The following is a 13,083-nucleotide window of genomic DNA, read 5'->3' as shown; positions in this document are numbered from 1 at the left end:
CTTTAACGTTATGATTCGTAAGTTACTAATTTTTAAGAAATAAACTACATATTTTCAACTTTTTGTGGGTTATTTATCATGTATAATGATCTCTGTAAAATTTACTAACATTTAGAAAGGAAGCGTTTGTAATTTTGAAGAAGCCTGGATTCGTTCTAAACTCCGTAGTTGCAGTAAGTACATTAAGTATTTTATTATCTGGATGTGGTACTGGGAGTTCAGAAAAACCTATTGTCAAACAAGAAACTTCGTCGACGGAAACGAATAAGAGTAGTGAATTGGAAACTCAAGATCCCAATTCGGTTTATACTAATATAATTAAGATTGATACCACTCAAGAAAATCCGACAGTTCGTGCACGGATAAACACGGATAGTGGTGAGCTTTATGTTGTTTCTAAAGGAAAAGAAGCGCTTGGCCACATCACTACACCAAGTGTTCTAGGAAGTGAAGGCGATTTTTCTTATCAAGGTAATTACTCCGTGAATTACAAGCATAATGAGGAAATAAAAGAAATAAAAGAATTTAAGAAGCTTGTTTTTATTCAACCTTCTGAGCAACCCATTTCCTTCGAGAAAATCAGTTTTAAAGAAATGGACGTTTTCTTGCTCACTCCTGAATACACAGCTTCAAGAGGATATAATTCTTATGCTTTTGGCATTGATAAAAAAAGTGGAGAAGGATTTGCAATCACTTTTAAAAGGCTGAAAATGTTCAAGAAACTATTAACTATGAAAAAGGTAGTATTCCTGTTAATACAAACGAAAAGCTGGTCGTAACCACGAGAAATACCGAAGGACAGACAGAGAGTGATACATTAACTACAAAATATAGCTTTGACAAAAACAGTAAACAATTCGTTGCAGAGTAGAATAGTGAGATGCACACCCTATGGTAGTGCATCTCTTTCATTTTAAGTACCAAGCCCCTTGCTCCCAGTACAGCTGGAGCGGGCTCAACCGTTCTAGCGGTTTCCGTACCATTCCGTTTCGCTCCTCGATTCCAAACTTATCGGTGGTTCGTTATCATCCTACTCCATTAATTCTGACATCACGGGTGTCAGGATCAAAAGAGCTATTTAAAAAATAGATGATTGACAGAAATTTACTGGCGAAGTATGCCCATGCCCGGTTGGATGAGACAGATGCTATAGAGATTAGCGTCATGTTGGGGCTCGGGGATGAACACGGCAAGGCGGCCATGGAGTGGATGCTCGACCATCTCGGCACCCGTTTTGAGGTGCTGCACGAGGGCAGGCGAATGCAAGTGGCAAGCTTTAGCGACGGAAAAGTCGTGGACTTCGGCACGGGGGTTGGACGCAAAAAAGCGTACCGGTTTAATTTTTCGGATCAGCATGCCATTCCGCGGACATTGGGAATCCCTTCGGTATCAACCCGACTTTGCTTTGATGCGGCCTGGGGAACTCGATTGCTAAGATGGATACGGGCGTCGGGATTGTATCACGGTTTACGTACTGCCCTGGTTCGCAGCGCGGTTACCAAGCTCATTAGCGGAATGCGACTTCCGTTTGGGGCGGAGAGTTATGCGGTAAAAATCGAGGCTTATGGCAAGCAGGGGGGCGAGAAAGCCGTTCTGGAATGCTCCATCCACGGGGATCGGGAAGCCGAAATCACCGGTAAAGTAGCCGCCGCAGTAGCTGCCGCGCTCTATGTAACCCGATTCCCGCAAGGCGTGTTTCATATTGAGCAGCTCTTTGAGCTTGAAGACGTGCTGCCGTCCATTCGGGAGTCCGTCACCATGGAGGCCAGACTGAACGGCAAACCCGTTCCCTGAGCGCCCGCTCCGATTAATCCTTCATAAATTCAATCAGCTTTTGAATGCTGGTTTCGAAAATAAGCATTTCTTCTTCGCTTAATTGCTCACTGAGCTCCGATAGAAGCTTTGATGCACCCGCTCGTGAGCTCGGTAGGCATTTCGTCCGGATTCCGTCAGCGAAAGCAGCACGGCCCTGGAATCCTGCGGATGGGGGGAACGCCGGACAAGCTGCTTGGACACCAGGCGGCCGATCAACTGGGTTACGGCCCCTTTCGTCACGCCGAGCCGGGAAGCAAGCTCGCTCATTAGTATCCCGTCACCGCAGCCAATGGCGTCGATCGTATGGATTTCGCTCGGTGTCAACGGTCCCGCATCGCCATAATGGCGGGGCTGGCGATCCATTTTTTGCAATTGCATAAACAGGCGTCCCAAGAGTTGGCTTCCCGTGATGACTTCTTTGCCGGTAGAACGGGATCCTTGTTTTTTGTCCATGTTTGTAACTTCCTTTCGCTTCTTCTCACATGGCAGATGTTTCTCCCATAGTTTAGTGTTTAAACTAATTAGTTGTCAATGAAGCGCTATTCTCCCGGTTGGCAGAAGCTGGTACAATACTCGTATCAGGAAGGGAGGGATTATGAGAAATTTAGATTCGGCCATCCGGTTATGAGAATCGGGGAAGCTGGAAGAGGCCCGGACAATGCTGCTGGAATTGTGGAAACGGAGCCGGAGAACGGATAAGGGAGGACAGTTCACCCATGACAAGAAAATTAGAAGAAGACATTAGATTCACGGCGGAGAGCCTTGCCCGTAACTTTGCGGATCGCGGGAATTTTGATTTTAGTATTGAAAGTCTGCAGTCGCTCGATGAATTGCTGGAAGAGGCTGGCGACTTCGATCTGGAAGAAGAACAACTGGACTCCATCTCCTCTATGGCGGGTTGTTATATGTTTGAGGTGGCCCGAAGAAATTTTGGCGGCGTCTACGTTTGGAGCCCGGATCGGCAGCAGCCTGTTTTGATTACGGGGGAACCGGACTTTTCGGTCTCGCTATTCGCTTTCGATAAAGTAAGGGGGCGAATTCGAAACGGGACGGAGGACAATATCCCCTTCTATTTTTCGGGCTACATGCAGGCGGTAGAAAAAGGGAGAGGCACGGGGTACTGTGCAACGATAATATAATTGAAAAGACGGTATATGGGAGGATTGGATCTCCGGAATGGAACTTGAAATTAGAAAAATCATACAGGCAGACGGATTTCCCTATGATTTGCTGCTTCTGGCGGACCCCTCGCGGGGGATTGTGGAAGAGTACGTAAATCGGGGGATCTGTTATGCGGCTTATCTGAATGATGAAATCATCGGTGAGTACGTCTTGATCAAAACCCGCCCCGAAACGGTTGAAATCGTCAATGTCGCCGTGCGTGAAGATTATCAGGGCAGAGGCATCGGAAAGAAGCTGGTCCTGCACGCGATTGAAACGGCCAAAAAGGACAATATGAAGACCGTGGAGATCGGCACCGGCAACTCGGGGGTCCAGCAGCTGGCGTTATATCAAAAATGCGGGTTTCGTATCGTAGGCGTGGATCCGGACTTTTTTGTCCGACATTATGATGAGGAAATCTTTGAAAACGGAATTCAGTGCAGGGATATGGTCCGCTTAAGATTGGAGCTTCCGTAGGGTGGCCGATGGTTAAGGGCGTTATTTTTGATATGGACAATACGCTGCTGCGGTCCCGGATTGATTTCGAGGCGATGAAACAAGACGTATATCAATTTTTAGTGTCACACGGCATATTACCGGATGGCTTTGATTTAAACCGGCACACGGCCTCCACCTTGATTGAAGCGGCCGTAAAGACAAACCGGATGAATGAGTCTTTGATGAAGGACCTGTGGGATGTTCCCAAAAAACACGAGCTTATTGGCATGAAGGATGCGGAGCTTGAGCCCGGCGTAAAAGAACTGCTCAATGAGTGGCAGGGCCTGTATCATTTGGTCGTCGTCACGAACAATTCCCTCGAGGCGGCGGAGGCAGCCCTTCGGGACCATGACGTTTTGCGCTTTTTTGATCAGGTTGTTGGCAGGGAACAAGTTCGGCTGCTCAAACCGGCCCCCGACGCTTTTTTACACGTGCTGCGCCACTATGGCGGTTTGTCCCCCGGGGCGTGGATTTCGGTGGGCGACTCCTGGATAGACGGCAAAGCTTCCGCGCTTGCGGGCATCCCGTTTATCGCCTATTGCGGGGACGAAGCTAAAATGAAGGAGATGGAGGTCTTTCCCCGCGCGTTCATCCGGGATCTCCGGGACTTGAACGGTTATCTATGAGGAAAGGAGGGACTCCCGTGAGCTGGTTGGGTTTGCTGTTCGGGGCCGGAATAGCGGCGCTTGGCCTTTTTGCCGGACCTTATGGAGTGGCGTTGTGTATTGTGATCCTGTTCGCCATGGTGTTCGACATGAACCGGAGAAGCCGGGAAATCCATACCGATTTGCAAAAAATCAAAAACAAATGGCATCTTCTCACCCCTGAAGAGGAGGAACGTTACATTATAGAGGAAGAGCTCGAGGCTTATGAGCGAAAGAGAAACGGGGAAAAAAGGACCTGAATCGACGGACTAAGGAGGAATTATCGGTGCGGAGGTGATCGTGATCGAGACCTTATTTTGTTTTCAGCCGATGACCCGGGATTTGGCCGTCGAGATTTCCGGCTGGACCTATGCGGAACCTTACTCGCTCTACAGCATGGGCGGAAGTGAAGCTTGCAGCCGATTCGTATAGAAGTCTGCCGGAGGGATCCCTCATTTGCAAAAGATGCAATAGTGCAGGAATTTCCGCCAAATGAGGAGAATTAAGGTAAAAGGATGCAATGCTGCAGGAATTTTCTTCGCTTCTAAGGAATTAGGGCTTCTTGTATAAAAAAGCTTGCAGATTTGCATGAATTTCAAAATAAGTGGTTCATTGCGCCAAAAATACCTGCAGATTTGCAGGTTTTTCTTCCGTTCTTCCCGGGGATATGTGCGGAACATAAATATTTCTTCATAGGAGGCCGTACCGGCATGTTTGAAGTTAGAATCGATGAAGAGGTGCATGTAAAACAGTTGGATCAACGGATGGCCAAGCCACTGTTTACCCTAATTGACGGACAAAGGCCGTATTTGCGGGAATGGCTGCCCTGGGTGGACGCCACCAAGACCTGGGAAGATTCCCTCGCCTATATCGAATCGGCCGAACAGCAGGCGGCTGCGGGAAACGGATGTCATGCCGGTATCTTCTACAAGGGCGAGATCGCTGGCTGTATCGGCTTTCATGGCATCGAAAGAAGCAACCGAAAGACCTCCATCGGTTACTGGCTCGGCCGCGATTTCCAAGGAAAAGGGATTATGACCCGCTCCTGCCGGGCGGTAACGAGCTATGCGTTTCAGTCGTTGGACATGAACCGGGTGGAGATCCGGGCCGGCGAAGGCAACCGCCGCAGCCGGGCGATTCCGGAACGGCTCGGTTTTGTGCTGGAAGGCAAGATCCGGCAATCGGAGTGGCTGTATGATCATTTTATCGATCATATGGTGTACGGCATGTTGGCCGGAGATTGGAAGGAGAACTAGGTCCCGCTTGGGAGGAGGATGTAATATGGGGTGGATCGCACCGATCAAAATCGTCGACAAATACAACCGTTACATTGATCTTCGGACCGCGGAAGGGAAAGACGCCGAGAACATTTTGGAATATAACCGGACCGTCATTTCATCGGAAGCCCATCTGCTGACGGTGCCCGAGGAGTTTACGTTGACGGTCGAGCAGGAAAGAAGCTGGATTGAACAGATGCGCGGCAACGACAATAACCTGGTCATCATTGCGGAGGACCAGGGGCGGATTGTCGGTTTTCTGGATTTTAAGAGCGGGCGGAAACGGAGGATTGCTCACACCGGTTCGTTCGGGATGAGCGTTCATGGCGATTACCAGGGGGGAGGCATCGGAAAAGCGCTCTTGCAAGCGCTTATCGAGTGGGCCGGGAAGCACCCGAGGCTGGAAAAAATCAGCCTGGAGGTGTTTGCGACCAATGTCAAAGCCATTGAGCTTTACACGAAGATGGGGTTTATCCGGGAAAGCCTGCTGCTCCGGCAAATTAAGCTCCAGGACGGCCATTATGTCGATGTTATCGGCATGGGGCTGCTCTTGCCCGAAAAATAACCGAGGAGAGAGAGCGGACTATGAGTTCATACTACAAGGAGAGAATGGACGGCGTAGTCGGTTACATGGAGAAGCATTTCGCGCAAAAGATCACGCTGGATCGTCTTGCCGATATTTCCGGTTTCTCCAAATATCATTTCAGCCGGATTTTTTCCTCCATAACCGGCAGCACGCCTGCCGTCTATTTAACCCGCCTGCGCTTAAGGGAGGCCGTCCGATTGTTGGTGGAAACGGACAAGACGGTATTGGAAATTTCGATGCTGTGCGGATTCGAGTCGCCGTCGGGCTTTAACTCGGTGTTTAAAAGGCATTTTCAGAAGACGCCGAGCGAAATCAGAATTTCTTCCCGGGCGGATCGCAATATTCCGCTATTAGACCGCAAGATGCAGGATGATGAATCGAAGCAATCCTCCTATGCTAGAGAAGTAACAACAAACTTTTTAAGGAGGATTTGGGACATGAACATTTCCATTCGTCAATTAGCCGATGTTGAGGTGGCCTATGTCAGGCATGTCGGCAGTTACTTGGATACTTATCAAGCGTGGGATAAACTCGGGACATGGGCGGCCAGAAACGGTATATACGCTCCGGAGCAGCAATTTATCGGGATCTCGCTGGACGACCCGGCACTGGTCGAGGAGCATGCTTGCCGCTATGACGCCTGCGTCACCTTGCCGGAGGGATTTGACCGGACGGGACACGCGGATGAAATCCGATTCGTTACGCTGCAAGGGGGGACCTATGCGCTTTATTCATTCTACGACTCCATAGACCAATTAGGCATTGCCTACCAGACATTATTTGGGCAGTGGCTTCCGCAAAGCGGGTATGAGGCGGAGGATAAACCTTGTCTGGAATACTGCATGAACAATCCGGCGACGGATCCGGAGGGGAAAAGTAAGGTGGATCTTTTCTTGCCCATTAAGCCGAGAAGTTAATTCAAATTTAAAACGAGTCATACGTGAATGGAGGGTGGAAGAACATGAGCGAAACGGTCAAACGCTACTATGACGACAGCGCGGAGCGGGAGTGGCTGCGCTTGGAGCAGCCCTACAGCAAGGTGGAGTGGTTGTCTACCCTCCGTTTAATGGATCGGTATCTTCCGGATACCGGTCACATTTGCGATATCGGTTCGGGCCCCGGGAGATATGCCGTCGAATTGCTTCAACAAGGTTATCGGGTTACCCTGATGGATTTGTCAGCCAGGGAATTGGCTTTGGCCGAACAAGAGATCGGCAAGCTTGGACTGCAAGCGGAAGCATATATTTGCGAGGATGCAAGAAATCTTCATCTTCTGGAGGCGGATCAGTATGAAGGCGCCCTGGTGCTTGGGCCGCTATACCACATCTTAGAGGAGGAGCAACGCCTGCAGGTGATCCGGCAGACGGCCGGGATTTTAAAGGCGGACGGCGTCGCTCTGTTTTCTTACATTAATTCCTGGGGCGTCTTGAAGGCCGGGGTCACCGAGTTCAGTGAATCTTATCGGGACCCCGAGCAAATATACGGTTATTTGAGGGAGCAGAAGTTGGATGACAACCGGGGATTTACCGAGAGCTACTTCACGATACCGGGAAAAGCGCTGGAAGAGGTCCGGGCCGGCGGGTTTGACATCCTTTCCTATGCCGGAGCGGAAAGCTTTTTGGCCGGAATGTCGGCGGAGGTGACCCGGTTATACCGTGAGGATCGGCAAGTCTACGACAATTTGCTGCAAGCTGCCAGCGAAACGAGTGAAGCGCCGCAGTACCGTGAATCAACCGAACATCTTATCATCGTTGCCCGCAAAAAGGCGGCCTCATTAGAACATCATGCATGGTAAAACGACTTCCAGGGCAGGATGAAGATAGTACATAAGGTAAGGATGATATGCGATGTGGTCCAAAGTACTTTCTTACATCCCTGACTGGAAAACGTTTATGCAAGCGGGATTGGTGCTGCTGATCCCTTTGATCATAAACTTTGGATATAATAAAATTTCCTCGCTTATTTCAAATAAGAACAACCCGACGAAACGAACGACCGCCGGGCGCACAACCTCTCCCAAAGACCCGTTATCCGGAGAATACGAGCGTGATTTGGGGTTTCTTAGACAAACGATCGGAACGAACAGCGATGTTCATTTCCGGGAGTTTAAAATCACCGGATTAAACGTCAGGGCCACCCTTGTTTTTGTGGACGGCATGCAGACCGAAGATTTCATCAATAAGCATGTAATGCAAGTGTTGATGCGGGAGGCCGATCCGCAATTGAAGGGAAAGGAGGGGGCCCTAAATACCCCGGAGTTTACTACTCACCTCAAGGAAAAGGTTCTGCCTCTCATCGATATCATGGAAGTTTCGGAGAAGCTCGAGTTGACCCAATCGATTCTGAAGGGATTTACGGCCCTCTTGATGGATGGGATGCCCCATGCCCTGCTGGTCGGTTTACCGAACGGAAAAACAAGGGCCATTTCGGAGCCGACCTCGGAGGCGCTTTTACGCGGTTCGCGGATCGGGTTTACGGAAGTGCTGAGCGAGAATACGGCAATGCTGCGCATGCAGGGGAAAAGCGAAAACCTGGAGATAAAAAAATATGTGGTCGGCAGTCTGCTAAAAAAAGACCTTGTTATCGCTTACTTCAGGGATATCGTACACCCGGAGCTGCTTCAGGAGGTGGTGGGACGAATATCCCAAATCGATATCGATTTTATCGCCGAGTCCGGCTATGTGGAGCAGTTGATTGAGGACAATCCGCTCAGCCCGTTTCAACAGGTGCAAAATACCGAACGCCCCGACCGGGTAATCAACGCGTTATTGGAAGGCAGAGTGGCCATTTTGATGGAAGGCACTCCTTTTGCTCTGATCGTACCCGTTACGTTCAGCATGCTCCTGCAGTCGCCGGAGGATTATTTTGAACGATGGATGCCTGGGTCACTTTTGCGGACGCTGCGGTTTTTTGCATCCTTCTTGGCGCTTATGGCCCCCGCTTTATATATTTCCTTCATCTCGTTTCATCCCGGCTTGATCCCGACGGAGCTGGCCATCACGATCATTGAGGCCAGGCAGGGAGTCCCTTTTCCGTCCCTGATCGAAGTGTTGATTCTGGAGATTTCCATTGAAATCCTGCGAGAGGCCGGCCTCCGGTTACCCAAACCGATCGGTCCCGCGATGGGGATCGTCGGAGGTCTCATCATCGGGGAAGCGGCGGTACAAGCCGGGATCGTCAGTCCCTTTCTGGTCATCGTCGTTGCGGTCACCGCAATCTCCTCGTTCTCCATTCCCATGTACAGCGCGGGGATCGCTTTGCGCGTTTTAAGATTTGCCGGCATGCTGTTTGCCGCCACGCTAGGCATGTTCGGTACCATACTGTTCTTCCTGCTGATTTGCAGCCACATCTCCAAACTGAAAAGCTTTGGAGTTCCCTATATTACGCCATTTTCGCCGTTCCGCCTGAACGATTTTAAAGATTTGTTCATACGCGCGCCCTTAACTTTAATGAAACGCCGACCGGAAATGATGAAGACCAGGAATCACCGCCGCAGATCTTAGAAAAGCAACGAGAGGGATGTGACCTGCTGTGTTTTTACGCAAAGACGACAAAATCACGACAACTCAAGCCTCCATTTTTCTGACGGATACCGTATTGGGAGCCGGTATTCTGACTTTGCCCCGGTCGGTGGCGGAAGCGGTGAAAACGCCCGATGTTTGGCTGTCCATTCTGCTGGGCGGCGCGATCATTCTGCTGCTTGTTCTTGTCATGGTGAAATTAAGCCAGCAGTTTCCCGGGAAGACGATCTTTGAATATACCAAAAGGATTCTAGGCACGATTCCCGGGGCCATATTATGTCTGCTGTTGATCATCTACTTTATCATCGTCGGCGGTTTTGAAATTCGTGTACTCGCCGAAGTCGCGATGCTCTATTTGCTGGAGGGAACGCCGATATGGGCGATTTTGATACCGTTTATTTGGACGGGGGCTTATTTGGCTTGTGGCGGAATAAACTCTATAGCCCGCGTATTTCAGATTATTTTTCCGATCAGTCTCTTTTTTCTGATTCTGTCCTATTCGTTTAGTACCCGGGTTTTCGATCTCAATCATTTGCGGCCGGTGTTAGGCGGAGGAATTATGCCTGTGATCAAAGGGTTAAAGAATACCATCCTGGTGTTCACGGGCTGTGAAGTCATCATGGTTCTGATTGCCCATATGCAGCACCCTGAGCGGGCGGTTAAGGCTGCGCTTACCGGTATCGGGATACCGATCTTGATATACCTTGCCACCATCGTGATGGTGATTGGGGGGATGTCCGTGGATGCGGTTTTAAGGAGCACGTGGCCTACGATCGACCTATTGCGGAGCTTTGAAGTGGCGGGGCTCTTCTTTGAGCGTTTGGAATTTCCGTTCCTGGTCATTTGGATGATGCAGATGTTTTGCAATTTCACGAGCTTTTATTTCAGCGCCTCTCTGGGGGTCTCGCAAGTTTTTCGGATCAGGTTCGGTTTTGTCCTTTTCGCGCTGATGCCCGTCATTTTCCTCTCCGCGATGATCCCTAAGCGAATTAATGATGTGTTTCAACTTGGCGGGGCGATCGGTTACATCGGCATCTTTTTTTTCGCCCTGTTACCCGCGCTTCTCTCGGCGATCTACTGGATTCGGAAGAAGGGGTTGAAGCAGAATGTGTAGGCGTTCGATACGACGGGGATTCCTTTCTATTGCAGTGATGGCGCTATTAAGCGGTTGCTGGAGCAGTAAAGAAATCGAGGATTTGAGTATGTACGTGGGCCTGGCTCTGGATGTCGGGGAACCCACACCGTTGGAACAGGAACTGGAACGAAAAGGTGCCGCCTATGACAAAAAAAACGAGATCACCGCGACCATTCAGATCGTGCCAGCTCATTCTCTCGGGAATAATCAGGACAAGTCGTCGAAAGGAAAGGCGCCCAATTTTTTAAACACAACGGAAACCGGGGACTCCATGTTTGAGATCATGCGGACCTATTCAATCCGCCGGGAACGGGCCGTCATCGGCCACCATCTCAAGACGCTCGTCGTTTCGACCCGGCTTCTGCAAAAACACAGGATTGATTCGATCATGGATTTCGTGCACCGGGACAATGACATCCGGCCCAGCTGTGTTGTCTTTTTGACCGAAGGGCGGGCGCTCGATACGTTTGAAAAAAATTCGTCAGGTACGGTACCTGCCCAGCAAATGAGGGACTTTCTGCAGAACCGCTTCAGAACGAACAAAATCATGAAAGGCGTGAACTTAACCAGCCTCAATGCCTTGCTGAGCAGCCGGCAAAGTTTTGTGCTGCAAAATGTTATTTCCGCCAACGGCGAATTGGAGATTTCGGGTGCCGGCATCATCAAAGGGCACAGCGGAAAATGGATCGGTGCGTTGAGTCAGACCGATGTGGAGAGTATATCCTGGATTCAGGGCAACGGACAAGGCGGAGCCTTAAAAACGTATGACTGGCGCGGGGAGCCGATCGTTTATGAAATCAAATCCATGAAGAGTAAGAGAAAAGCGAAAGTGAAGGGCGACGACATTTCTTTTCATGTTGAGATCAAATCCGAAGGACGATTCATCGAAAATTGGGATGCTCAGGAGAATCCGTCCAAACAGGAGTATTTGGAAAAGGTGGAGGAGCTGTTCGAAGAAAGGCTGAAGGTCATGCTCCACGAATTTATGCGGAAGATTCAATTCCAGTATAAAGCGGAGGTGGCCGGTTTCGGGGAGAGCTTGCGCATTCAGTCCCCCAAAACCTGGGAAAAAGTAAAAGACCGATGGGATGACGTGTTTACCGAGGTTCCAGTGACCTTTGATATCGATTTGCATATTACCGATTTCGGGTCCTCGACCCGATAAGCCCGCGATTCTTCCTAAACATCATTAGCAAAATATGCTAAATTAAAAGACATAGCCTAATTTGTTTTGGGAAGAAGAGGAGGCCAATATGGAGAGTCAAGAAAATCGTGTGCCGCAAACCGGAGTGAAAGCTTTCTCGGCAGGTTTGGAGTTGACGGGAAGCCTGCTTCAGGATGTCGGCACCTTTTTTAAGCTGCACAAAGACCAGGATACCTGGGACCATACGCTGAAGGTAACCTCCCAAGCGGTCCGCATTGCCCGGCTTTACGGCGCCGATGCCCGCAAAGCGGAGCAAGCCGCCCTGTTACATGATATCAGCAACGTCATCCCGGTCGGCTTGATGCCTCAGGTAGCCGAGCTGAGCGGGGTTAAGGTGCTGGAGGAAGAACTGCGTTATCCCCGCATTCTGCACCAGAAGCTGTCCCGGGCTATGGCTGAAGCGATCTTCGGGATCCGGGACACCGACATCTTGCAGGCCATTGAATGCCATACCACGTTAAAGCCTCAGGCCTCCCTGTTTGACAAAGTGGTCTTTATCGCCGATAAGGTGGCCTGGGATTTGCCCGGCGAACATGCCTATCTCCAGGAGATTCGCCGCCTGGTGGATGATTTGAAGTTGAACGGTGCCGTACTTACCTATCTTAATCAGGTATGGGAGCGAAGGGAGCAAATGAAGCTGGTGCATTCCTGGCTGATCGGAGCCAGAGAAGAACTGTTGGAGCGGGAGCGGGCTAGCCTGGAGGAAGGCTCTCCTGTCAAAATGCAGCTGCTTCGGATGTTTAGGCATATGGCCTGGGCCAACCGGGAAATCGTGAATGCGCTACAAGAGGAGGAATCATTGCCGGAACGCCCTCTTCAACTGTTTGGCCATATTTTAGCGGCGGAAGCAACGTGGCTCGCCAGACTGCAGGGAGCGGAAGGAAAGGCAGGGCCCCTCTGGTCCGCCGGAAAGGGGAAGATCGAGCATTACTCCGAGCTTGCGGAGGAGAGCATCGAAGGATTCCGGCAATTTATGGCCGAAGTGAATGACGGGAAGCTGAAGGAACAGATTCATTACCGAACAAGCAACGGGGAGTCGTTCGCTACATCGATCGAAGATATATTGACGCATGTTGCGCTTCACGGCAGCTATCATCGGGGACAAATCGCCGCTTCCCTGAGGATGGCGGAGATTGTGCCGCCGGCAACGGATTATATCTTTTTCGTGAGAGGGGACTGAACGATGCTTCCATGACCATCCTCCTGCGCCATGGCATGTTTATAAAATGTTTGAAACCAGGG

The 13,083-nt window shown here is 50.2% G+C and carries 16 protein-coding genes; 15 read left to right on the top strand and 1 reads right to left on the bottom strand.

Going from position 1 to position 13,083, the window contains the following annotated elements:
* The first annotated feature begins 134 nt into the window (after positions 1-134).
* Together V4U88_RS09850 and V4U88_RS09845 are read left to right on the top strand one after the other, a co-directional pair.
* Positions 135-779 carry a hypothetical protein gene (locus V4U88_RS09850; protein WP_334073087.1) on the top strand — a complete coding sequence of 215 codons (645 nt, stop codon included), beginning with the start codon at positions 135-137 and terminating at the stop codon, positions 777-779.
* Between the two features lie 310 nt (positions 780-1,089).
* The gene (locus V4U88_RS09845) at positions 1,090-1,794 is read left to right on the top strand and encodes a hypothetical protein (protein WP_334073086.1); all 705 of its coding nucleotides are present in this window, start codon (positions 1,090-1,092) and stop codon (positions 1,792-1,794) included.
* A 78-nt stretch (positions 1,795-1,872) separates the two neighbouring features.
* On the opposite strand, the gene V4U88_RS09840 is transcribed toward V4U88_RS09845, so the two are convergent.
* The gene (locus V4U88_RS09840; RefSeq protein ID WP_334073085.1) at positions 1,873-2,268 is read right to left on the bottom strand and encodes a MarR family winged helix-turn-helix transcriptional regulator; all 396 of its coding nucleotides are present in this window, start codon (positions 2,266-2,268) and stop codon (positions 1,873-1,875) included.
* Positions 2,269-2,531: 263 nt separating this feature from the next.
* Between V4U88_RS09840 and V4U88_RS09835 the strand changes: the two genes are divergently transcribed.
* The 13 genes from V4U88_RS09835 (at position 2,532) to yqeK (ending at position 13,021) form a co-directional block, all read left to right on the top strand.
* Complete coding sequence (locus V4U88_RS09835) at positions 2,532-2,954, top strand: hypothetical protein (protein ID WP_334073084.1); 423 nt, start codon at positions 2,532-2,534, stop codon at positions 2,952-2,954.
* Between the two features lie 37 nt (positions 2,955-2,991).
* Positions 2,992-3,453, top strand: a complete 462-nt coding sequence (locus tag V4U88_RS09830; RefSeq protein ID WP_334073083.1) for a GNAT family N-acetyltransferase — start codon at positions 2,992-2,994, stop codon at positions 3,451-3,453.
* A gap of 8 nt (positions 3,454-3,461) precedes the next feature.
* On the top strand, positions 3,462-4,100 hold the full coding sequence (locus V4U88_RS09825) for an HAD family hydrolase (RefSeq protein ID WP_334073082.1): 639 nt from the start codon (positions 3,462-3,464) through the stop codon (positions 4,098-4,100).
* A gap of 17 nt (positions 4,101-4,117) precedes the next feature.
* Entirely contained in the window at positions 4,118-4,378 is a 261-nt protein-coding gene (locus tag V4U88_RS09820; RefSeq protein ID WP_334073081.1) for a hypothetical protein, read from the top strand.
* 40 nt (positions 4,379-4,418) lie between these two features.
* Positions 4,419-4,550, top strand: a complete 132-nt coding sequence (locus V4U88_RS09815; RefSeq protein ID WP_334073080.1) for a hypothetical protein — start codon at positions 4,419-4,421, stop codon at positions 4,548-4,550.
* A 278-nt stretch (positions 4,551-4,828) separates the two neighbouring features.
* Positions 4,829-5,374: a GNAT family N-acetyltransferase gene (locus V4U88_RS09810; RefSeq protein ID WP_334073079.1), complete on the top strand. Its 546-nt coding sequence runs from the start codon at positions 4,829-4,831 to the stop codon at positions 5,372-5,374.
* A gap of 25 nt (positions 5,375-5,399) precedes the next feature.
* Positions 5,400-5,960 (top strand): GNAT family N-acetyltransferase, encoded by a 561-nt coding sequence (locus V4U88_RS09805; protein ID WP_334073078.1) that lies wholly within the window; start codon positions 5,400-5,402, stop codon positions 5,958-5,960.
* 20 nt (positions 5,961-5,980) lie between these two features.
* The gene (locus V4U88_RS09800; protein WP_334073077.1) at positions 5,981-6,898 is read left to right on the top strand and encodes an AraC family transcriptional regulator; all 918 of its coding nucleotides are present in this window, start codon (positions 5,981-5,983) and stop codon (positions 6,896-6,898) included.
* A 44-nt stretch (positions 6,899-6,942) separates the two neighbouring features.
* A complete protein-coding gene (locus V4U88_RS09795) occupies positions 6,943-7,776 on the top strand; it encodes a class I SAM-dependent methyltransferase (protein ID WP_334073076.1) in 834 nt (277 codons plus the stop codon).
* 52 nt (positions 7,777-7,828) lie between these two features.
* A complete protein-coding gene (locus V4U88_RS09790) occupies positions 7,829-9,484 on the top strand; it encodes a spore germination protein (RefSeq protein ID WP_334073075.1) in 1,656 nt (551 codons plus the stop codon).
* A 28-nt stretch (positions 9,485-9,512) separates the two neighbouring features.
* Positions 9,513-10,616 (top strand): GerAB/ArcD/ProY family transporter, encoded by a 1,104-nt coding sequence (locus V4U88_RS09785; RefSeq protein WP_334073074.1) that lies wholly within the window; start codon positions 9,513-9,515, stop codon positions 10,614-10,616.
* Complete coding sequence (locus V4U88_RS09780; RefSeq protein ID WP_334073073.1) at positions 10,609-11,802, top strand: Ger(x)C family spore germination protein; 1,194 nt, start codon at positions 10,609-10,611, stop codon at positions 11,800-11,802. Before V4U88_RS09785 ends, V4U88_RS09780 begins: the two co-directional genes overlap by 8 nt.
* Before the next feature lie 88 nt (positions 11,803-11,890).
* Positions 11,891-13,021 carry a bis(5'-nucleosyl)-tetraphosphatase (symmetrical) YqeK gene (yqeK, locus tag V4U88_RS09775; RefSeq protein ID WP_334073072.1) on the top strand — a complete coding sequence of 377 codons (1,131 nt, stop codon included), beginning with the start codon at positions 11,891-11,893 and terminating at the stop codon, positions 13,019-13,021.
* The last annotated feature ends 62 nt before the right edge of the window (positions 13,022-13,083 follow it).

This window comes from Paenibacillus sp. A14, from assembly GCF_036864815.1.
Classification (GTDB): Bacteria; Bacillota; Bacilli; order Paenibacillales; family Paenibacillaceae; genus Fontibacillus; species Fontibacillus sanfengchensis.
This window is presented reverse-complemented; position numbering and strand designations above follow the sequence as displayed.

What these genes read in the sequence shown, in the direction of transcription:
- V4U88_RS09845 (WP_334073086.1), top strand. Translation starts at nt 1,090, where the DNA reads ATGATTGACAGAAATTTACTGGCGAAGTATGCCCATGCCCGGTTGGAT.
- V4U88_RS09840 (WP_334073085.1), bottom strand. Translation starts at nt 2,268, where the DNA reads ATGGACAAAAAACAAGGATCCCGTTCTACCGGCAAAGAAGTCATCACG.
- V4U88_RS09835 (WP_334073084.1), top strand. Translation starts at nt 2,532, where the DNA reads ATGACAAGAAAATTAGAAGAAGACATTAGATTCACGGCGGAGAGCCTT.
- V4U88_RS09830 (WP_334073083.1), top strand. Translation starts at nt 2,992, where the DNA reads ATGGAACTTGAAATTAGAAAAATCATACAGGCAGACGGATTTCCCTAT.
- V4U88_RS09825 (WP_334073082.1), top strand. Translation starts at nt 3,462, where the DNA reads ATGGTTAAGGGCGTTATTTTTGATATGGACAATACGCTGCTGCGGTCC.
- V4U88_RS09810 (WP_334073079.1), top strand. Translation starts at nt 4,829, where the DNA reads ATGTTTGAAGTTAGAATCGATGAAGAGGTGCATGTAAAACAGTTGGAT.
- V4U88_RS09805 (WP_334073078.1), top strand. Translation starts at nt 5,400, where the DNA reads ATGGGGTGGATCGCACCGATCAAAATCGTCGACAAATACAACCGTTAC.
- V4U88_RS09800 (WP_334073077.1), top strand. Translation starts at nt 5,981, where the DNA reads ATGAGTTCATACTACAAGGAGAGAATGGACGGCGTAGTCGGTTACATG.
- V4U88_RS09795 (WP_334073076.1), top strand. Translation starts at nt 6,943, where the DNA reads ATGAGCGAAACGGTCAAACGCTACTATGACGACAGCGCGGAGCGGGAG.
- V4U88_RS09790 (WP_334073075.1), top strand. Translation starts at nt 7,829, where the DNA reads ATGTGGTCCAAAGTACTTTCTTACATCCCTGACTGGAAAACGTTTATG.
- V4U88_RS09780 (WP_334073073.1), top strand. Translation starts at nt 10,609, where the DNA reads ATGTGTAGGCGTTCGATACGACGGGGATTCCTTTCTATTGCAGTGATG.
- yqeK (WP_334073072.1), top strand. Translation starts at nt 11,891, where the DNA reads ATGGAGAGTCAAGAAAATCGTGTGCCGCAAACCGGAGTGAAAGCTTTC.